This is a genomic window from Serratia sp. K1WW1, from assembly GCF_055790865.1.
In genome coordinates, this window is the sequence record NZ_CM147697.1 from 4,874,083 (window position 1) to 4,894,364 (window position 20,282).

Consider the following 20,282-nt stretch of genomic DNA (forward strand, 5'->3'; position numbering starts at 1 on the left):
GATGCCAGAAAGGAAAACAATTGTCATGCCTGGCTGTTAACCGGGGTTAACAGCCGATGTCGTGTTATTTTTCGCCAGTTTCGAGCGCGGGGAACTGGCGGGTGCCGTCGTCGTACAAGGCGAATTGAACTGTTGTATCTGCGCCTGGCCCTTGGCCATAGGCATCAGCATATAGCTGACGGTGCATTGCATCTCACCGCCCTCGCCCCATTTCACTTGCAACTGGCCCTTGTCTTGCGCCACACGTGCATACAGTTGCCCGCCCTGGCCCACTGAGCCTACGCTGTTGCCTTTGCTATCAAAGATATCGGCCCCGAACGGTACCGGCTCCCCTTGATAGGTCGCGTTCACCAGAATTGGCGTCCCCTGCTTAGTAGTATATTTCACCTTCACCACCGCACCGGAATATGGCGCCACTTTCTGGCTGGTGTTATCCAATTCCACGCCAGCCGCCGTCCCTTTCGGATCGAGACTGATCTCGTTCATCTGATACGGGTTCAGGTAAGGCACTATCGCGTAACCCCGTGAATCGATGCTCACGCCCGGATAGGAAGAAACTTTCGCTCCCTCTGCACCCTTGGCCTCCACCAACGCGAAGGTGTCCGACGTGTACGGCGTAAAGGTCACCCCGCCAGAATGGGCGATCACCGTGCCGTTCATCCCCGCAGAGGCGCTTTGATAGCCTTTACCGGTGCTGTAAGTACCGCTCAACGCCGTGGCCGGGGTACGATAGTTACCATTCAGCGATCCGCTGCTGCCCTGGCCCTGATTGGCATTCATCGCCGTCACGCCGTAGCCGAACTGATTATCCATCCCAGCCGTACCGGATACCGTAGCCTGTTGACCATAACGGCCGCTGCTGTCATGCGACAGATCCATACGTAGCTGAGGCGTATGCGTGTTGTCGTTGCTTCCCAGCGGCAGACTGAAACTCAACAGATAGTTGGTTTGCGCCGTACCCAGGTTGGAGAAACTGCGGTTCACACTCAGGCCGTAAGACAGGTTCTTGTAACGGTTGTTGTAACCCATCTGGTACTGCTTCTCGCTGCCGTCTTGGTTCCAGTAATTCTGCAAGGAGCCGCTGATATACAACTGGCCCCAGTTCTCCGGCAGACCTTGTCCCGCGGTCACCGTCAGGCGATTTTTGGCTCGCGAGATCGAATCCGGCGAGAACCCTTGTGCTACCGCGTCACGAGTCTGCATCGCGGTCATAAAGTCCATAAAGCCATCGGTTGAGAAACGGTACGCCGCCAGCGACAGGTTGCTGTTGGTTTCGCTGATCAGCTTGCTGTAGCTCACCTTATAACTTTGCCCACTCAGGCTATTAGCGGCCTCATGTCGGCCATTGGCATCGGTGCCGTTCCCCAAATGGGTACGCGCCTGCGTAACATCAAATGCCCAGGCACCAATCGGTGTACCTAGCGCCGCACCCAACTGCAGTGCGTAGTAATCCTGGCTGGCCTGCAGGCCGCCATAGCCGGTAATGGCGTTAGTCAGCCCCAGCTGATAGGTGCCCTGGTACAGCGCCGGTTTCTCACGCAGGTTATCGCTGCGTACTTCACCCGCGGTGATCGAATAACGTGATGACCCAGGCCTCAGCAGTTGGGCCACCGAGGCATAAGGCACGCTGAAGTTCTGCTCGGTGCCGTCTGACTCACGTACCGTCACCTGTAGATCCCCACCGTAGCCGGTCGGGTACAGATCGTTAATCAGAAACTCGCCCGGCGTGACCGTAGTTTCATACAACACCTGACCGCCCTGGCGTACGGTAACGCGGGCGTTGGTGCGGGCAATGCCACGGATATCCGGCGCATAACCGCGCAGGGACTCCGGCAACATCCGCTCGTCACTGGCCAGTTGAATACCGGTAAACGGCAGCGTATCGAACAGTTGCCCGGTGGTATTCGATTGGCCCATCAACACGCGCGCCTTGAGCACTGGAATATCGCGCTGCAAATAAGTGTTGAGGCTGTTGTACTGGTTTGGCCCATTGTCCATCCGGGTATAAGACCCGTTGTGACGTAGATACCAGGCACCGACGTTCAGCCCGGCGTTCACCCCGGCAAACAGCGAATTAAAGCTATTGCCGTGCGATTCGCTGGTGTAACCGTTGACGTTGTAGCCCATCAAGAGTGCCGGTACGCCGCTGTCCCACAGTTCCGGGCTAACGGTGCCACGGGCGGTGGTGAGCATGTAAACCTGCGGAACCATAATATCCAGGCGTTGCTCATTACTGTCGTAATTCACCTGAGCTTCCGGCAACTTGCTCTGGAGATCGAAGCAGACATCCCCTTTGTCCAGCGAAGTTAAAAAGTCCGCCGGCAGCTTGGCGTAATCAAACGCAATGTTTTTAATCAGTTCGCGGGTCAGGCAGGGATAAACGCTTTTATCTGCCCGCGCTTTGAATTCAATGTTGGTATTGCTGACCGGTTGATTATTAATATATAAAGCCGTTTTATAGACCCCAGGCAAGCCCGATGAGCCATTGGCAAAACGGCTAAGATCAACCGACTTCTCATCATCCACATTCAGGAATGACGCATCGAACTCAAGATTTTTGGCAATGTCTTGTGGTGTAGAAACCGCGTTCTCAGCATTAACGTTAGCCGCAAAAAAAGTTGATAAAATAGCTATGGCCAGTGGCGATAACTGAGCACGAAGGCCATATTGAAAATATTTTGACATAGATATCCCTTCAAGAACTGATTCCTGAATAGCGATCAACCGATTAATGCGAGAGTGTGTTATATAGCGAGGGCGTTATTTTATCACTGCATCAAAAGTATTAACCGCACCGTAATCATTTACGAAACTCCCTGTAACCTTACTACCTGCACTGCCCGCCAAATCCAATGTCATGGTGCTACGAGGAGCCACCATCGCATGGTCAAGTTTTTTACCATTAACCGACAGGTTGACCAACGAGACATAATAAGGCGTTGGGTTGCTGGCCTGCACCCGGTTACCCTGGCTGTTCCAGGTTAGCGCTTTAGCCGCTTCATTGGCGTTACCTTCCAGGCCCGCAGGGCGATAGAAAAGCTTGATGCGCGAACGGAAAGCCATCTGCAAGCGGTTTTCAGTCACTTTAGCCTGGGTTTTGGCCGGGACTTCCAGCACGTTCAGCCAGAACACCGATTCTTTATCCATCGGCAGCGAACCACCGGCGTAGCTGATACGTAACGTCTGGCCCTTGCTTGGTTCCACACGGTTCATCGGGGGCGTGAGGACAAACGGCACCTTGATCGCCGCCGGTTTGGCATCGGCGTCACCGTTATCGATCCAGCTTTGCAACAACACCGGTGATGGGCCGCCGTTACTGATTTTGACGCTGACTTCTTTGGCATCAGAGGGGTAAATCACCCGCGTACCGCTAATCACTACGCTGGCCAGGCTACTGACGCTGAACAGGGCTGCGGCGGCAAAAGTGCCAACTTTTAGCACATTAGTAGAGAGTAATTTCATCATAAACTCCGGGAACTGACAGATTGGGAGGGGCGTACCCCTCCCACAGTCCATTACTGGTACTGAATAGAATAAACAACGTTGCTGACTACGGTACCCGCAGTGGTTTCATCCTCTGCGTAGTAGCGAACGATGTACGGCAGCGTGGTGCTACCACTGGTAACGTTTTGATAAGTCATCGCGGTGGTCTGATCTTGGCTACCGGCTTTGATCACGGCCTGAGACGGGCTCGAAGCGTCAAGCAATTGCAGGCTGACGTTGGTAGCAGTACCGGTCGTGTTAAGCAAGCGGCCAGTCACTGCATCAACCGAGGCACCCGCCTGGAAGAAAGCTGAGGCAGTCTCCAGTGTGCCAGAACAGTTGCTCAGAGCCATCACGAAGCCGGTATCACCTGCTGTGCGAGTGGCGGCTTCCAGTTGGTTGGTGCTTACGGTTGGCAGAATAACGGTCGCGTCCGCATCCTGGCCATCAACCACGACGTCACAGGTATTTGCAGTCAGTTCGCCGTTAAAAGTGATAGTACCGGTAGAAGCTGCCTGAGCCAGGCCAACAGTACCGAAAACGGCGATCAGGGATGCAGCGATTGCTAACTTTTTCATATATATTCCTACTTACCTTGTATTATGAATACCATTTTAATATCCATTAAAATGGCCTGGTTAATCCCCATGGGGGTGGATATAGCTAGATGACTCCAGCATTTACATTAACAACAACTTACTTAATAAATAGCGAAGAGACTCGGTGGTTATCGACGGAGTAGCCAATACCATGAACGTTCGCTATAAAATCTTCAGGGAGCCCAAGTGACGCCAACTTCTTACGTAATTCATTTATTGCATGCCATAAACGTTGGCTAGACGAAGATAAATTAATCTCCTCCCAAACGTTTTTCATTATGTCATTTTTATAGATGACGGCATCCCGGCCATTCGCCAGCAAATAAATCAGTAATCTGGTCTGGATCTCGTTTAGAGAGATAACCTTGAAAAACAGGGTGCGCTCCGAAGCTCCATCAGAGTAATAAAGGAGCCTACGATTGGCAATATCGAATTGAATGTCATCATCAATTAGGAATCCATAAAGTCTATTTTCCATATATATCTCGGATTATTATTTTGGTTTTATAACTAAAATAACAAACCTCCCTTAGGTGAGACATTATAAGAGCAATTTACACTATGGCAACCGCGCCAAGATGATCACATTGCCATCTCTAAAAGTCTCATAACAGCGTTAAATGCTGAACAATACAAACCAATCAGAACTTACCGCTAGTTGACGCGAATCATCCTGGTGTTTTTCACATCTCATTACTTCACCTCTTTTTAGTAGTCATATATGTCAAAGATTTTTACCTTACAACATTTATAGCTGGCCATTAATTTTTACTCATTGATATTCAATCCATTACCTACAAACTCACGATTAGGATTTATCTGTTACACCGGTATATTAAAGCCTTTACCGGTGAAGCTATCCTTTACCTCAGTAAGATGAGGCCGCTTTACTTCGCTCCCCCCTTGCTGATGAGATAAATACTAATGCGTGAATGGGATTTTTCTGAGTGAAGTAGTTTTATTCTTAATGAAAATAAAAAATAAACATTAAATTCAATGAGTTAAAAGATAATATTAAATCAGAACAGCAGATTCTCAATCGTTCTTAAATGACATGATTTCTCATTTAAGATTTATTATTAACAATTTGTTTTTTAAATGAATATGAAATGTTACTGATTTTTTACCCTGGCAAAAACTGCTAAACTATACTTTAATCAAGCTGGGTATTCAGACAACCAAAACTTAATAGATTGAAAATGAACAAAAAAATAATTATTAACGATACCGTACTGTACCTTCCCGAAGAGCACCGCCTGTGCCCACTGCGCGCTCGGGGCAAAGAAACCATTTTGAACGTTCCTGCCAGCCGTTGCCTGCAATTAATGTTGCAACACCCCGGCGAGGTGATCAGCCAAAGCGACTTTTTTAACGAGGTATGGCAAAAACATGGCCAGTATGTCACTGCCAATACCCTCTACCAGAACATCTCGTTGGTAAGAAAAGGGATGCGGGAAGCCGGGTTGAGTAAAAATATCATCAGAACGGTTCCTAAAGTCGGGGTGGTTTTTTCCGGTACCGTTGAAATACAGCAAGAAGAGAGCGCCAACGTCGTTGCGCAGCAAAGCAATAAACCAGAGCCACTCCCCGTCGAAACTCCACAGGCCGAAGTACCACCGCCAAAACGCACAGAGTTAAAGCGCAACAAGCTATTGCGCTATGGCTTATTTACAGCATTCATCCTGTCTATACTGATCCTGCTGGCCAGCAATCAGTCGCAGAGCGCACGTTTTTTTAACAGCCACAATAAAGCGGCCACGATCAATCAATGTTCTGTCTATATAGATAGGGACGATCTGCAAACCAATGTGGCTGGCTACAAGGAGTATTTAACCGTTAACAATGTAGTCTGTAATCCGGATGAGTTTGTCTACATTACCCGAACCCCTGCAAACCACAGCACGCTGGTATTATTTTGCGATACTACTGCGCAAGGCGATCTGAGATGCTCCTCACGATTTCAAATCGATAATCAACACGACCCTCTTGCCGGCCTACGACCAGCGGGGAGCCAATAGCGGTTCAGCCATATAACGACCAACGGTAGCGCTTGGTTGAGCAATAGGTTGCAAGAGATCTCAAGGTGGGTCCACTGCCGAATATTGGTTATTAGGGGAGCTTGCGGCCCCCCTTCTCTCCCATGTCATGTTTCCTGCCAACTTCAGCCTCAGGCCAGTGCTTTAGCCTTAAGCTGCTGGTATTCACTTTCGGTGATCACGCCGTCATCCAACAGTTTTTTGGCGTCTGCAATCTGCTCGGCTGGCGATTTACCCGCGACGCCGCGGATATACTCGTTGGTGGCAGAGACGGATTTCTGCACCTGCGCACGATGCCGCTCGGCCATGCCTTTGCCACGGGCAATCAGATAGACCAGGGACGTTAACAGCGGGATGAACAGCAGGAACACAATCCATACTGCCTTATAAAAGCCGCTCAGTTGGTGATCGCGGAACAGGTCGGAGACGACCTGGAACAGGATAAACAGGTAGGCGATGAAAAAGAAAAATGAAAACGTGGTAACCAGAATATCCCACAGGGTAAGTAGGTGATAGGTCATTAGCGCTCCTTATGGTTTAGCAAAACCAGGATAAAACGGCCTGCAATAACAGATTGATGTTTAGCACCATAAGTATATGTCGAACTTTCATTTTTTCCATGTTGGGCGGGAAAAAGACGGCGCAGGGAGGGCTGCTGGATGGGTAAAGTACGGGCCCTCACCCTAACCCTCTCCCACAGGGAGAGGGAACCGATCGAGTGGGCTGAAAATGTGGTGATACATCTTGGGTAGGGGGCGTTCAAGTTTACTGAGATGACTTCTTTACTTCCAACTGACAGCTCCCCTCTCCAGGGAACCGATCGAGTGGGCTGAAAATGCGGTAATACATCTTGGGTAGGGGGCGTTCAAGTTTACTGAGATGACTTCTTTACTTCCAACTGACAGCTCCCCTCTCCAGGGAACCGATCGAGTGGGCTGAAAATGCGGTGATATATCTTGGATAGGGGTCGTTCAAGTTTACTGAGATGACTTCTTTACTTCCAACTGACAGCTCCCCTCTCCAGGGAACCGATCGAGTGGGCTGAAAATGCGGTGATATATCTTGGATAGGGGGCGTTCAAGTTTACTGAGATGACTTCTTTACTTCCAAAGAGTAGGGACTAACAAGCCTCCTCTCCCTGTGGAAGAGTTTGCTGAGTTTATCGCTTTACTACCAAACGAGCAGGGGCTAACAGCTCCCTCTCCCTGTGGGAGAGGGTTGGGGTGAGGGCTATGTGTTACGCCAATGGCCATGCAGGATGACATCGTCGACAATTTCCTGCACGGTCAATTTTGCCTCAACGTCGTTAAAAAAATCGCTGGTCACGATCTCAGTCTTATCATTCAGCCCGGCAATCACCGTGAGATGACTAGCCGGGTAGACCTCATGGACGCGAGTTTGCAGTTCGTCCAGCAACGCCTCACGGGCTTTCTCAGACAGGTTGTCGAACAGATTGTTATCAACTTTTATTTGAATATTCATTTGGTAGCCTCTAGCTATGGGCGTGGGATTATCCTTAACATGATAGGCTCAATGTACAATTTTTGGCTAGTACCGACTCACCACGCCATACATCAAATTTTTATTCCGACAAACGTGAAATTTATTACATTTTACTCTATTAAGAAACCCAATATTCGTTATATAAGCGGGAAACAGTCAACTTATAGACTGTATTGTCAATGCTATTTAAACAGTGCAGATACCCTCCCCCGTAAATACTGGATATTGTCGGTCGTCACCTGTAACATCTCAATAAACACTGAGTAGGAATTATCCTACGTAATTACCTCTAACTGAATTACATTGCACTCTCTGGATTTAATAACGGTAGGTAAGAATTTTATTCTATTTAATCCTAACTCTGGCGTTTTTTAAGCGAAAAAAATAGGAGTTTTCTTTGGTACAGCGTAAATTTCTCACTCTAACAGAAGTCCGCAAACTGATGAGTGCTGCCAGAAATACACAAACTGGAGTACGAGATAGCTGCCTGATCTTACTGGCTTTCCGCCATGGATTCCGTATCAGCGAACTGCTGCGCCTGCGCTTTCGCGATCTTGAAATGGCCGAAGGACGGATAAATATACGCCGGCTTAAAAATGGATTCTCTACCGTTCATCCTCTGATGAATGACGAATGCGAGGCAATTAGGGAATGGAAGCAGCTCAGGGCCCAATGGAAACCCGGTGCAGACCCGGACATTATCTTTATTTCTCAGCGAGGAACTCAGCTATCGCGTGCTCAAGCCTGGCGCATCATCCGCCAGGCTGGCGAACTGGCAGGCACGGTCATCAATACGCATCCCCATATGCTACGCCATGCCTGCGGTTATGAGCTGGCGGAAAGAGGTGCCGATACCCGCTTGATCCAGGATTATCTGGGGCACCGAAATATCCGCCATACCGTCCGCTATACCGCCAGTAATGCGGCACGATTCGCAGGCATATGGGAAGCGGGTAAACGAAAAAACGGCTGAACCCGCCGGAACAACCTTACTTTAAGTGCAATATCCAGCAAACTATGCCTTACCACCGCCGGAGATCGCTGTCATCAGCGATCTCCAAATCTGGCAATAACCCATATAGGGCTATTGATTAAAACAGGCATAGAGCTCGACTTCACTCTCAATACCAAGCTTGCCCATCATGTTGCGTTTATGTGCACTCACGGTCTTGACGCTGCGGGAAATTTTCTTCGCTATCTGCGAGATACTGAAGCCCTCCTGCAATAAGCTATAAACCTTTATTTCCGAGCGGGAAAAAGGTTTGGCATCGGCGTTGGACAGACTGGCTCCCTGTTCACTTCGCAGAGATGGACTGATAACAATCTTGCCAGCCAGAACCTGATCGACCTGATTAACTAGCTGACGAATATCTTCAGATAGAGCAATATAAGACACCCCGGGCAGGTAACCTGGGCAATCCAACACCTGTTTTCCCGGCACATCGGTCATAATCAGTAGCGGTTTGTCCTGCCTGACTGATTGAACAAATGACAACAGCTTCGCCCCCATAGAGATATTTTCATTCAGGCCATAGAGCTCACTGACGATCAGATCAACATCAGATAAATCATCAGCAAATACCAAATCATAGATAGAGTGCGCTGGGACGATCTCAGCGTCGGGCAGTTTGCGCCTGAATAACTGGTGCAAACCATGCCAGGTAACAATGCAGGGATGCATAATCATTATTTTTTTCATCGAGTCTCACCACTCAGTCCGTTTATCTTGGTTAAATAAACCAGCTTACCCGCCAGCAGGTAGAGCTCCTCATTGGTTGTCATCTGTAACTTTCTAATGATCGATTTCTTTTGCGTGCTGATGGTGCGTACATCTTTACCGGTCACATTGGCAATAGCCGTGGCACTACGTCCGCGCAGTAAGGCCAGCGCAATCAATCTTTCCTGCTTGCCTAATAAAGCCGCATTTTTGGGCGTTTTATCAGTCTGATCGCTGCCTAAACATTGGGTGATTTGATAAAGGTTAACCGGATCGATCAATACCGTATCTACGCCGAAAGCATGGAGAAGTTGCACCATCCAGGCCATATCATGCTGCAACCAGATCACCGAGTTGGTTTTAAGATGATAACTGGCAATATCTGACAAAAAGGATAATAACGACAGATAGTCAGTGCCACGAGATAATGAGCTAAACAAGATCACATCAGGTTTAAATTCATAAACTTTCTTTTTGGCATCGGCCAGTTTGCTGACCCGGCAAAAACTTAACTCCGTGCTGCCCACGTCACCCAGTAACCGTTGCAGCCCGATCCAATTGATCCTGGATGGCTCGACAACCAGAATTCTTTTGCGGCTTTCCGCTGTCGCATGCTCGGCTTGCTGATGATTTGCCTGCTGCATTTTTCCTCCTAAATAACCGTGTCTAGCGCCATTCCCCCAGGCTTGAGGCCTCGTTCAAACGCACATTCAAGGATACAAAAAGGTCACACCCACCACGGCTTTGACATTACCCGCCACGACCTGACCGGTAGTGCGTGCATAGTTGGCGGTCAAGCCTAAACTGACTGCAGAACTACCGACGGTCCCCAGCGCGACATTCCTGTTGGTCGGAATAGCGCCATTGCGGTTAGCAACCTGAATACCAATTCCCTGAGCCACCGGCGCAGAAGCGGTGTTGGCAAAAATCGTGGATGCGGCATCCGTGGTTGGCCCGGTCAGATAATAGGCCAGGTTCTGGTTCTGGGCGCAGCGTACCGTCAGCGGTATCGACACCGTTCCCGGATATTCTGGCAGATTCACGGTAACGTCGCGGGAAGAGACATCACAGCCACCGGTGGGGATCACCACGCTATTATTGGCGTAGATGTTCCATATAAATGAGTAGGAGTCCCCCACGTTATTGGTTTGATGCATGTTTAACACTGCAATCAACGACCCATTGGTTATTGCCACGCCACCAGCGGTACTGATAGGCGTGAGATAAAGTATGGCGGGCCATGGTGCCATGGTGGTCGATTTATAAATCACGCTCTTGGTTTCAGACGTGGTTGGGAATGGGTAAGACGAGCTGTCATAAACAAAGCTGCCGGTGAAATGTTCCAGTACGCCGCCATAGGCCGAACCTCTTTGCAGAGAAACATAGTCTGTTCGGGTATCTGGATAATCATTTCGGCAAGATATCTGGGTAGACAAATCGACAATCAGGTTTTGGCCCACCCCAATCTGCGGAGACAAAGTAACAAAAACGTTGGCGCTGCCGCCGCCTATTGGAATGGTCACACCGGCCGCCGTTCGGCAAGCAAAGGCATGGGCACTGGATGAATAGCCAATCAAGAGCGCAGCTGCACCCAGATATTTCAGCAATACGCGGATTAAGTCTTTCATATGTTCTTCATCATCAGGAGTAGGTGTAAGTCACGTTGATCAGGGATTGAATCGAACCCTGCGTCACATTGCCGCTGGGCGTGATGGCCCTCACTTGCAAAACCAGGCTGGCGGCCAGCGATGCGTCATTCACCGCCACGACTTTGGTACTGCCGTTGGGCAGATTTACCCCGCCGCTATCGGCCAGTTGCAACGCAATATTGCGGGCCGCGCCCTGATTGGCGTAATAGTTCCGGGTGCTATCGGCCGTGCCGGAAAAGGTCGCGGTCACCTTTGAGGTCCCTACCGGGCAGTTGGTGAGGTTCAACGTCACCGCATGCCATGGCGAAGTGGCACCTGCCGCCAGCAGGTTGAAGGTATACAAATCACCCAGCTCTACCGTGGTAGACACGGTGGATACCGTGCAGGGTTTTGCCACCACCTTGCCATTGATGGTGATGTTGACATCTGCCGCATGCGCCAGGGGGAGTACCATCATCAGTAACCACCCTGCGATCGGAACCAGCTTGCTCATGTTCATAGCCCTTTTCTCCGGTTACTGAAATTCCAGGGTGAAGTTTGCCGTCGCTCTGACCTGCCCGGCAGTCACCGGGGCGCGGGTCGCCATCAGGCGCGCATAGAAATACAGCGTATTGGATTGCCCAGCGGTGATGTTTGACCAGTTCAACCCGCTCGAGATCTCATTGAGAGCAATGGCATTGCCGCTGTTATCGAGGATCTGTATGCCCATGCCGGCTGCCGCACCGGCCCCACCGTCGATTTTCAGCAACGTCAGATTGTCGCTGTCTGCCCCACCGGTGAAACCCGTTTTCACCGCGATGGCTGAACCACCGCATCTATCGAGCACGATGCTGAACGGCACCATCGGCGTCGTCGCCCCAACCCGATGCAGCTGCTTGGCCGCATTACTCATCAGGTCCACCACAAAACTTTGCGAACCCGGTGCTATGGAGCAGGCATTGTCCTTAACGTAGCCGTTAATGGAGATGGTGCTGTCCGCGGCCTGCGTTACCCTGGCGCTAAACAGCGCCAGCAGACACAGGCTATAAAGTTGTATTCTCATTGCTCGCCTCTCCCGCCCGGCGTCATCGGCATACTGCCGTTAGATAGCTGAGTGCCCGCTGCTGACTTTCCGGCGGCAGTTGGTAACTCGCCACGCATTGCTCGCCTGCACCCTCGCCCCATTTGGCTTTCACCTCGCCACTTGGCGGCAGCCCGGTCAGATACACCTGCCCGCCGTCGGCAACAATGCTGCCAGAGCGGCCATTATCGAAGGACACTACCGACCCGAATGGCAACGGTTGTCCGTTATAGCTCAGCGTCATCAGTACCTTCAGCCCGACGTGGGTTTTAAAATCGGCCAACACCACCGCGCCATGATTCGGCACTACGCTGACCACCGCCTCATCCAGCTCGACGTTGTTTGCCAGCGTATTAGGGTTCAGCGCCACGCGGTTTTCCCGGTAATCCATGGCAAACGGCAGTACGGCATACCCCCGCCAGTCGGTACGTATTCCGCTCTGGTTTTCCACCGACACGTTACCCGCCCCCGGCGCTTTGACCAGGATCAGGGTGTCGTTCAACGGTTGACTCAGGGTGATGCCATTCTCATGCGCCAGCACGCCGCCGCTCAGCCCGTAATACAGTTGGCTGGTACCGCTGCTGCGGCTGTAACCCACGTTGGCGTTGCCAGAAGCCCCTCGATAGTTCAGCGAGGTGTTACCCGTCCCGCCTGAAGTGCCCGTTCCGCCTCCGGCGTAACCGGCCTGCACGTTGTAACTCAGGTTATTATCCTCCAGTAACGTGCCGTACACCCCCGCCTGATTGGTCATTCTGCCGCTCAGATCGTCAGACATGCTGTAGCTGACGCTGGAGCGGCTGAAAGCGGACTGGCTGTCGGAACGCAGCCAATGGCTGAACGGGATGCTGATGTTGAAGGCCAGCATATTGTCGCGTCCGTCCTGCCAGGCATTCTTGGTCAGGCTGTAGCTGAGGGTATAAGTGATATCCTCCAACGTACCGCTGAAACCGGCCTGCAGTTGTTCATCCGCCTTACCGATCCCCCAATAAGTCTGGTGGCTACCGGTCAGATAAAAGGTCCCATTGTCCCCAACCTGCTGCGTCACCGTCATCTGCAACCGCCCACGCTTGTTGTAGGCCAAATTGTAGTAATCGGTAAGTTTCGGAATGAGTTCGACAATACCTTCATCGGTTGCCGCCTTATAACCGCTCATCTGGCGCCAGGTCGTGTCACCCAGCGCGTAATAGCCGCTGGTGGAATAGCGGTAACCGAGCAGTTGCAGATTGGTGCCCCACTCGTTTAATGCCTTGTTATAAAGGAAACGCAGCGACTGCCCCTGATGGGTGCTGTCATCCGGCAAAGTGGCGCGAGCCTGGGTGATGTCAAACGACACCGCGCCGAAAATGCCCAGGTTTTTAGCCACCCCAAGGTTGAACGCACGATAGCGATCGGCAAGCTGAGTACCGCCAGACAGCGTCCAGCCGTCGGCCAGTCCCCACATCAGGGTGCCTTGGCCAAAGGTGGGTTTTTCTTGCTGATCGTTGCCGCTGCGATACTGGCCCACCATCACCGTATATCTCACCTGCCCTTGGCGCAGCAGCCCAGGAACCGACGTATAGGGCACGGTAAAGACCTGGGCCGTGCCGTCGGCTTCCTGAATGCTGACCTGCAAATCACCACCGCTGCCAGATCCAGACAGATCGTCGATGGTAAATGGGCCTGGCGGCACCGTGGTTTGGTACACCTCGAACCCATTCTGCTTGACCGTAACCCTGGCGGTGCCGCGAGCAATTCCGCGGATCACGGGAGCATACCCTCGCTGGCTGTCTGGCAACATATTGTCATCCGTCGCCACCTGTACGCCGCGGAAGTTCGCGCCATCGAAAACGTCCCCTGAGGTATAGCCGTCACCCAGCGTCAGGCGACTGCGCAACAGCGCAATGTCCCGCTGCAAATAGGTATTAACGTGCTGCCAGCGGTTTTGATTAGAGCTCGATCCGCCGCCGCTGGTGTAGCTCCAGGTCGTATTATCCCGCAGCCGCCAGGCTCCCAGATTCACGCCGCTTTGTAAGTTAAGGAAGGCGTAATTGCTGTTGCTCGACTGGCTGTTACGGACATTACTGCCGGTGAAGCTGTAATTGAGCAGCCCGGCAGTGATGCCGTTTTGCCACTGGTCAGGCGGGATATAACCACGGGCAGAGTTGCCCATGTAAGCCTGGGGAACACTGATAGACAGGCGCTGCCGCCCGACGTCAAAATCAGTGGAGGCTTCCTTGATCAGCGAGGTTAATGGTACGCAGGCTTCCGATGCCAGGATGGCCATTCCAGGGACCGCCCGTGTATTGACGCCCATGGTGGCCAGTTGGCTGCGAGTCAGGCAAGGCACCAAGGCCTTGTTGTCGGCATCCGGCCGGAAAGAGACATCCCGGGTCGACATAAACCCGTCATTCATATAAATGTCGACACGGTAGATACCCGGAGGCGCCTCAAGCCCCTTTTCGAACCCAGACAGATCGGCTACCTTCGCCGGATCGTCAGCCAGAAAACGAGGGTTGAAGTAATTTTCCGCTCGAGCCGATGCATCGCCACATAGCGCCCACAGCATCAAGGCCAAAGGCGTTAAAGTCAGCTTTAAGATGGGGGCACCCTGGTGGTTATCGTTTGTCACTCTGCGACTTTCCGTGCCGTTTTTCAGGTATAGCATGATCCCTCCGGTTCGATACAGGTCGCCCGGCTGCCTGATTTATCTGGTTATAGCTTGATGAAGTGGATGGCGGCTCCAGGCCTTACTGCATCACACCCTTGAATACCGGCGTTTGGGCACCGTAATCGTTGATCGTCCGATAGGAAATCGTGCTGCCTGCATCGGCGGGGAGCGCTACATTGGTCGATCCCATAGGCGACACCATGGTGTTTGCCAACTGCCGCGTGCCGGCGTTCAACTCGCTCAGCGTGATGAAATAGGGGGTAGGATTGACGATCGTCAGCTCTTTGCCGCTACGTTTAAAGCGCAGCTGCTCCGGTGCCTTGTCTGGCGCAATACTGAGCCCATTGGGGCGATAAAACAGTTTGATACGGCTGGTAATAGCCAATTGCAGGGTGTTCTCATCCTGGCGTGATTTGTCCAGTGAGGGGATCGCTTTGACGTTAACCCAGAACAGGCTTTCCCGATCCTTCGGCAAGCTTTGATTAGTCGCATCAATAATGCGCAGCGTGTTCTCTTTTTTTCCCTGCATCAAATATAACGGTGGCGTAATAATCAGCCGACCGTCTTTTTGGCCATCGGCGTTTTCTACCCAGGATTGGATCAGATAGGTACTTTTCTCATCGTTATTGCTGACTCCCAAAGTCACCTGCTTCTGATCGGCAGGATAGATCACCCGGGTCGCACCCAGGCCAACTCCGGCGTTTACCATACCCACATGCCCCGCCGCCAACAGCAGCAGCACGGACATCACCTTTCCAACCATCGTAATTGTTCTCACATTTACCTCGTCCATCAGGATCTGACTTCCATAACACTGCGTGGCCAGGGGCCAAGCATTCACAGCGCTATTACTTTGCATCTTGCGGCCAAGGCCTACTGATAAGTCAGTGCGAACCAGGCCTGAGCGTTAGCCAAACCATTGTTCACCGGCTGTCCGGTGGCGCGGTATTTCGCTACGAAATGCAGGATCACCGGCCCCTCTTGCAACGGCACCCAGTACCGCGGCGCGGTATTGAGTGGAATAAATCGGCCTCTGTCGTCGAACAACGCCACGGCTACGCCAGAGGCGACACCAGGCCCGTCACCAACAGAAAGCACCTGCGGATTATTGCTGTCTGCCATGCCATGGAACATCACTCCCACGTTACGGCTGACCGCGGTAGTGCAGTTCTGCAGATGTAAATCAAAGGGGACTGGATCGGCCTCATCGCCAGGCATACGAAACCGGTCGGTGGTGATATTCCCCATCGATACCGTCAAGTTGCGATCTCCGGTTTCCACCGAACAGGTTTCAGCGATCACTTCACCCTGAAAGCGCATCAGGCCACCGAGAGGTTGTTCCTCCCAACGATCGTCAGCAACGCCCTTCCCCACCAACAGCAGGGTTAGCAGGAGTCCCGCTCCCATTCTCCACATCGCACGCTCCTTGCCTCCGGTAGCTGAAAATCAGGCCTCCCTGGCCTGTCATCATCATCCTTGATAAGCTAATTCAGCTTACTGATACTGCACCTTGAAGGTCGCATCAGCGTTGGCAATACCAGCAGTGGCTACGCCGGTAGCGATATAACGAGCCTGGAATGGAACAGTAACGGTGCCATCAGAGAGCGTAGTAGCCGCACTGAAGGTAGCGCCATCAACCGCTAACGCAGTACCGGTGCGATCAAGGATCTGAACGCCGACGTTGGTTGCGTTACCCGCCGCAGAACCTTGCAGGGCCAGCGCGGTAGGATAGGTAGCGTTAACCGCTGTGCCGGTGAAAGCAACAGCTGCCTGGGTAGCAACGGTTGAATCACAATCATTCAGTTGGATGTTGAACCCGATAGTGGAGCTGACATCACCAGCGGCAGCCAGTGAAGTCGTTTTAACCTGCCCTAATTGCACTGTTTGGCCAATAGAACCGGCATCTACGGCACAAGCCGCATTAACAACTTCCCCTTTAAAATGGATAGGGCCACCGTTGACGGTAGTAACCGTTGCCGCATTAGCGACGCCAGCCAGAGAAAGAACCGCGGCAATACCAGCAACCAGTGATTTGATTTTCATACTATTTTCCTTTGAACACATAATGTTTCATAACCATGAAAAAGTGTGGAGGTCGATTCCCCTGGCGGGCAACCGCACAGACTTCATTTCTACTCACGGCCGGACCTCCCTATTCCGTTCAGTTTTCGCCAGCAACATGAGACATTTGGGGCTATTTTGTTGCACCCTATAAAAAAATGATTAATCAAATAATTACGGACAAATAAGCTGAATTTTACGGATAAAAATCAAAACAAAAAGCAAAAAACCTTGCAATTAATAATTAATTGTGATTTTTGGTTATTTAACATTTATCAGTTCAAGGGCTGTGCCAGGGGCAACAAACAGAGATGGGGGATAGCTAATCGAGGAGGCTAAAAAATAACTTTATTTATCATGGCGATAATATAAAAATAAGGATTATTCTAATATGAGGTATTGCAAATTCCTACTGTTCGTTTAAGAATTAGCAACAGTTTAGCCCCAAATGTTTCATCTTCTTGTCGTTTATTTATCATAAAATCCTTTCTAATCAAGTTGTTCCATTCCCAAATCCCTGCAAAGCGTGCGGCATTACTGGCGGTATAACGTACAGTATGACGGATGTTGCGATGCCCCAGATAATCCTGAATCAAGCGGGTATCAGTGCCCCTTTCCGCCAGTTCGTAGCCGCAGGCATGGCGTAACATATGGGGATGCGTATGGGTGGAGGTTCCTGCCAGCTGACCCGCTTCCCGGATGATCCGCCAAGCCTGGCAGCGCGAGAGTTGGGTTCCCCGCTGGGAGATAAATACAATGTCCGGATCCACCGCAGGCTTCCACTGCGCCCTGACCTGATTCCACTCCATAATCGCCTTGCATTCATCGCTCATCAAGGGATGAACGGTGGAGAATCCATTCTTAAGCCGACGAATATTTATCCGTCCTTCCACCATTTCAAGATCGTGGTAGCGCAAGTTTAACAACTCGCTAATACGAAACCCGTGGCGGAAAGCGAGCAGGATCAGGCAACTATCCCGTGCCCCGGTCTGTTTATTCCGGGCAGCACTCATCAGGTTGTTAACCTCGGTGAGAGTGAGAAATTTACGTTGTGCCACAAAAAACTCCTATTGCAATTAGGCTGGATATTACTCGCTCAAGAATTAATAAAATCTGCCGCTGACAGATTGTTTAAAGCATAGCCTATTGTGATGAAGGATTACCAAATAAAAATAGATTTACCCACCCGCTGGCTAAAACTAAAAAAGTAACAAGACCATAAAAATTTAACGGGTTATTTTCCGCCACCTACAAGCATAAGATTTATCTCATTAAAAGTGCGTTTTGTGAACAAGGCCAGAGCTGGCCTGCCACTTCTAGCCTAAACAAGGTTTCTCCTAATCACCCTGCTAGACAAAAATTAGCTAAATTGAATTTTAAATTTTGTAATAAGATGAAAATACCGCCACGCTATTTTGCTAATCATTTGTTCATCATGTTATTTTTAACCGGTCAGAATGTCACATAGCCTTAGCGCTAATACATTAGCTAATTACATTTACCCTGCTTATTGATTGGCAAGCTCAGATAAAAGGAAGCCAGAGAATCGGGAATAATAACCCGCCCGGTTGGCGAGGGTGGAACAGCTCGGAAACGGCTGAGGGCATCAGCCCGCCAAACGCAGGCTGAGGTTGTCAGGAAAGAACGTTACTGAATCTCCACATTGATCACTGCCGAACCGCTAAAAACGCCCCCCGCCAGATTACCGTTCACTTTCAACACCGAAGAGATGGGTATGTTCATCGTTTGGTTCGCCGCGATCTTCTCAAGGCTGCCGAGATTGGCTGGCTGGTCACGCACCAGTACATCCGCCGTCAGTGAACCATCCGCACGCAGCTTGATACCGCTAGAGGTGTAGCCGATCAGCGTGACTTTAACCGTGGCGCTGGCAGTGCATTTAACGTACAAGTCCGAACTTTTTTTCAATCCTGGCACGCTAGCGGCCTTAATATCCCCATAGCTGATGTCTACCGAAGTGCCCACCAGTGAGCAGGCGGGGCCCGGCGGTGGCTGGGGTTTCCAACCATCGCCGGTTCCGCTGCTATGTTCGAGAGAAACGTTCATGGTCGGACCATCAGCAGGACGTTTGCCAATTTCTTGACCCAGCCCGAAGAAATTCGTTTCATTGCCTTGCAAGGTATACCTGATAGGGAGTACTTTCGCCAAAACCTCACTACAGTTGCCGCTGGCTACCCCCGGAGCTGACACCACAAAGCGTTGGTACATCCCCGTGGTGGTACTCAATATCGCGTAAAAGTTGACCGTCTTGCCGGTTTTACACAGCGTGGTGTAGCCACCGATACCATCAGGCTGGGCGCTAATGGTCAATTGCTTTGGTCCCGTCCAGCTCACATCGATCCCGGCGGTATAACCGTATACGGGCATCAACAGGCCAACGATTATGGCGGCTTTTTTCAGCCATACTGTCCCTATTAACTTCATCTGTGTTCCTTATTGCTCTGCACTTTTATGGATCAGGCCTTAGGCCAAGCGGCGTCAGCCCCTAGTCATAGGTCAATGCAAAGGTCATGCTGGCACTGAAAGGGCCGCGGTTAATGGTTCGGTTGGTAATCGCGTCTGGCTCGCCCTGCACATAGGCCATCATGCGCAGATAGTTGTCCCCCGCCGCTAACGGGTAGCGATGAGTGCCTAACTGGTTTAATGGCACAGGATTGCCATTTTCTGTCTCAACGCCAATACCAATGCCCGATGCCTGGCTGGAGGCATCAAGCGCCAGTAATCCCGGCAAGGCGGGGTTTTCCACCCCGGTGAAGGTGATCTGCACCGATTTGCTCAACGTCTGATCGCAGTTGCTCAAGTGCAGTTTGAACTCCCAACTACGGGTTCTTTGATTGTGATACAACTGTTTGTCGATCACCGTACCAAAACCCAGCGGAATGGTTTCTTCACCCGGGGGGATGATGCAAGGTTCCGCCACCAGCGTGCCGTGCAAGCGCATGTTTGCCGCCTGCACGCCCTGGCTCAGCGCTAGCAGAGCTACGGTGGCGCAGAGAGGTCTCAGTATTTGCCGCATATCAGCTCCTTATTGGTAATCCGCAAGCAGCGTCGCCGTGACTTCAAATGCCCCTTCTGTCAGCTCGGTGCCCGGTTTTTTAACCGGCACGGCTTCCAACATCGGTGGATTTTTCGGGTCAATAGAGATAGGCGTACCGAGCTCAAACGGCTCGCCGTTCTGGTAAATTTTGATGCCCAGATTGGCAATATTGGTCTGTAGCGTTGCCGGCTCAAAAGCGGCACTTGGGCCGATCAACGTCAGCACCATGCTCCAGGCAGAGCCCGCCGAACAGTCCAACACATAATCAACCTGCCTGCGGTGCTTCACCCCATCCACGCTATTGACGCCGATGCGGTCAAAAGGCACGTCGAGGTCTTTGCCGTTGTTCACCTGGCAAGGAGGTGGCTCAATCAACGTTCCGCTAAAGCCCATATTTTCTGCCGCTTGCAATGGGCTGGTGGCCAGCAGAGCAAACGATAGCAATAGCGACATCCCTGCAACCGATCTCATT

21 protein-coding genes are annotated in these 20,282 nt (G+C 51.3%); 2 read left to right on the top strand and 19 right to left on the bottom strand.

Annotated features, from left to right (window positions below):
- Positions 1 to 36 precede the first annotated feature (36 nt).
- From ACX9GU_RS22050 to ACX9GU_RS22065, 4 genes are all read right to left on the bottom strand, one after another.
- On the bottom strand, positions 37 to 2,685 hold the full coding sequence (locus ACX9GU_RS22050) for a fimbria/pilus outer membrane usher protein (protein ID WP_473192917.1): 2,649 nt from the start codon (positions 2,683 to 2,685) through the stop codon (positions 37 to 39).
- A gap of 75 nt (positions 2,686 to 2,760) precedes the next feature.
- Complete coding sequence (locus ACX9GU_RS22055; protein WP_473195231.1) at positions 2,761 to 3,462, bottom strand: fimbria/pilus periplasmic chaperone; 702 nt, start codon at positions 3,460 to 3,462, stop codon at positions 2,761 to 2,763.
- A gap of 53 nt (positions 3,463 to 3,515) precedes the next feature.
- Positions 3,516 to 4,061 (bottom strand): fimbrial protein, encoded by a 546-nt coding sequence (locus tag ACX9GU_RS22060; RefSeq protein WP_473192918.1) that lies wholly within the window; start codon positions 4,059 to 4,061, stop codon positions 3,516 to 3,518.
- Between the two features lie 118 nt (positions 4,062 to 4,179).
- Positions 4,180 to 4,560: a winged helix-turn-helix domain-containing protein gene (locus ACX9GU_RS22065; protein WP_473192919.1), complete on the bottom strand. Its 381-nt coding sequence runs from the start codon at positions 4,558 to 4,560 to the stop codon at positions 4,180 to 4,182.
- 721 nt (positions 4,561 to 5,281) lie between these two features.
- On the opposite strand from ACX9GU_RS22065, the gene ACX9GU_RS22070 reads away from it, so the two are divergent.
- Complete coding sequence (locus ACX9GU_RS22070) at positions 5,282 to 6,100, top strand: winged helix-turn-helix domain-containing protein (RefSeq protein WP_473192920.1); 819 nt, start codon at positions 5,282 to 5,284, stop codon at positions 6,098 to 6,100.
- A 149-nt stretch (positions 6,101 to 6,249) separates the two neighbouring features.
- On the opposite strand, the gene ACX9GU_RS22075 is transcribed toward ACX9GU_RS22070, so the two are convergent.
- Positions 6,250 to 6,639: an SHOCT domain-containing protein gene (locus ACX9GU_RS22075; RefSeq protein ID WP_021179454.1), complete on the bottom strand. Its 390-nt coding sequence runs from the start codon at positions 6,637 to 6,639 to the stop codon at positions 6,250 to 6,252.
- Positions 6,640 to 7,348: 709 nt separating this feature from the next.
- Positions 7,349 to 7,600: a hypothetical protein gene (locus tag ACX9GU_RS22080; protein ID WP_473192921.1), complete on the bottom strand. Its 252-nt coding sequence runs from the start codon at positions 7,598 to 7,600 to the stop codon at positions 7,349 to 7,351.
- A gap of 418 nt (positions 7,601 to 8,018) precedes the next feature.
- Here ACX9GU_RS22080 and ACX9GU_RS22085 point away from each other — a divergent pair, with 418 nt between their 5' ends.
- Entirely contained in the window at positions 8,019 to 8,594 is a 576-nt protein-coding gene (locus tag ACX9GU_RS22085; RefSeq protein WP_473192922.1) for a tyrosine-type DNA invertase, read from the top strand.
- A 111-nt stretch (positions 8,595 to 8,705) separates the two neighbouring features.
- Here the strand turns inward: ACX9GU_RS22085 and ACX9GU_RS22090 are convergent, their stop codons facing one another.
- From ACX9GU_RS22090 to ACX9GU_RS22150, 13 genes are all read right to left on the bottom strand, one after another.
- Positions 8,706 to 9,320, bottom strand: a complete 615-nt coding sequence (locus tag ACX9GU_RS22090; protein ID WP_473192923.1) for a helix-turn-helix domain-containing protein — start codon at positions 9,318 to 9,320, stop codon at positions 8,706 to 8,708.
- Positions 9,317 to 9,982, bottom strand: coding sequence for a hypothetical protein (locus tag ACX9GU_RS22095; protein WP_473192924.1), 666 nt, complete (start codon positions 9,980 to 9,982; stop codon positions 9,317 to 9,319). The genes ACX9GU_RS22090 and ACX9GU_RS22095 overlap by 4 nt, the downstream gene beginning before the upstream one ends.
- Before the next feature lie 66 nt (positions 9,983 to 10,048).
- On the bottom strand, positions 10,049 to 10,966 hold the full coding sequence (locus ACX9GU_RS22100; RefSeq protein WP_473192925.1) for a fimbrial protein: 918 nt from the start codon (positions 10,964 to 10,966) through the stop codon (positions 10,049 to 10,051).
- Between the two features lie 13 nt (positions 10,967 to 10,979).
- Positions 10,980 to 11,486: a type 1 fimbrial minor subunit FimG gene (gene fimG, locus ACX9GU_RS22105; RefSeq protein WP_438272704.1), complete on the bottom strand. Its 507-nt coding sequence runs from the start codon at positions 11,484 to 11,486 to the stop codon at positions 10,980 to 10,982.
- A gap of 15 nt (positions 11,487 to 11,501) precedes the next feature.
- Positions 11,502 to 12,029 (bottom strand): type 1 fimbrial adaptor subunit FimF, encoded by a 528-nt coding sequence (fimF, locus tag ACX9GU_RS22110; protein ID WP_473192926.1) that lies wholly within the window; start codon positions 12,027 to 12,029, stop codon positions 11,502 to 11,504.
- A gap of 22 nt (positions 12,030 to 12,051) precedes the next feature.
- Positions 12,052 to 14,691 carry a fimbrial biogenesis usher protein gene (locus tag ACX9GU_RS22115; RefSeq protein ID WP_473192927.1) on the bottom strand — a complete coding sequence of 880 codons (2,640 nt, stop codon included), beginning with the start codon at positions 14,689 to 14,691 and terminating at the stop codon, positions 12,052 to 12,054.
- A gap of 82 nt (positions 14,692 to 14,773) precedes the next feature.
- Positions 14,774 to 15,457: a fimbria/pilus periplasmic chaperone gene (locus tag ACX9GU_RS22120; RefSeq protein WP_438272631.1), complete on the bottom strand. Its 684-nt coding sequence runs from the start codon at positions 15,455 to 15,457 to the stop codon at positions 14,774 to 14,776.
- Between the two features lie 110 nt (positions 15,458 to 15,567).
- On the bottom strand, positions 15,568 to 16,110 hold the full coding sequence (locus ACX9GU_RS22125; protein WP_368444223.1) for a fimbrial protein: 543 nt from the start codon (positions 16,108 to 16,110) through the stop codon (positions 15,568 to 15,570).
- A gap of 78 nt (positions 16,111 to 16,188) precedes the next feature.
- The gene (gene fimA, locus ACX9GU_RS22130; protein ID WP_368444224.1) at positions 16,189 to 16,737 is read right to left on the bottom strand and encodes a type 1 fimbrial major subunit FimA; all 549 of its coding nucleotides are present in this window, start codon (positions 16,735 to 16,737) and stop codon (positions 16,189 to 16,191) included.
- A 404-nt stretch (positions 16,738 to 17,141) separates the two neighbouring features.
- The gene (locus ACX9GU_RS22135) at positions 17,142 to 17,813 is read right to left on the bottom strand and encodes a tyrosine-type DNA invertase (RefSeq protein ID WP_473192928.1); all 672 of its coding nucleotides are present in this window, start codon (positions 17,811 to 17,813) and stop codon (positions 17,142 to 17,144) included.
- A gap of 589 nt (positions 17,814 to 18,402) precedes the next feature.
- A complete protein-coding gene (locus ACX9GU_RS22140; RefSeq protein WP_473192929.1) occupies positions 18,403 to 19,197 on the bottom strand; it encodes an MrpH family fimbial adhesin in 795 nt (264 codons plus the stop codon).
- Between the two features lie 61 nt (positions 19,198 to 19,258).
- Positions 19,259 to 19,789 carry a fimbrial protein gene (locus ACX9GU_RS22145; protein WP_473192930.1) on the bottom strand — a complete coding sequence of 177 codons (531 nt, stop codon included), beginning with the start codon at positions 19,787 to 19,789 and terminating at the stop codon, positions 19,259 to 19,261.
- Between the two features lie 9 nt (positions 19,790 to 19,798).
- Entirely contained in the window at positions 19,799 to 20,281 is a 483-nt protein-coding gene (locus ACX9GU_RS22150; RefSeq protein WP_473192931.1) for a fimbrial protein, read from the bottom strand.
- Position 20,282 lies beyond the last annotated feature (1 nt).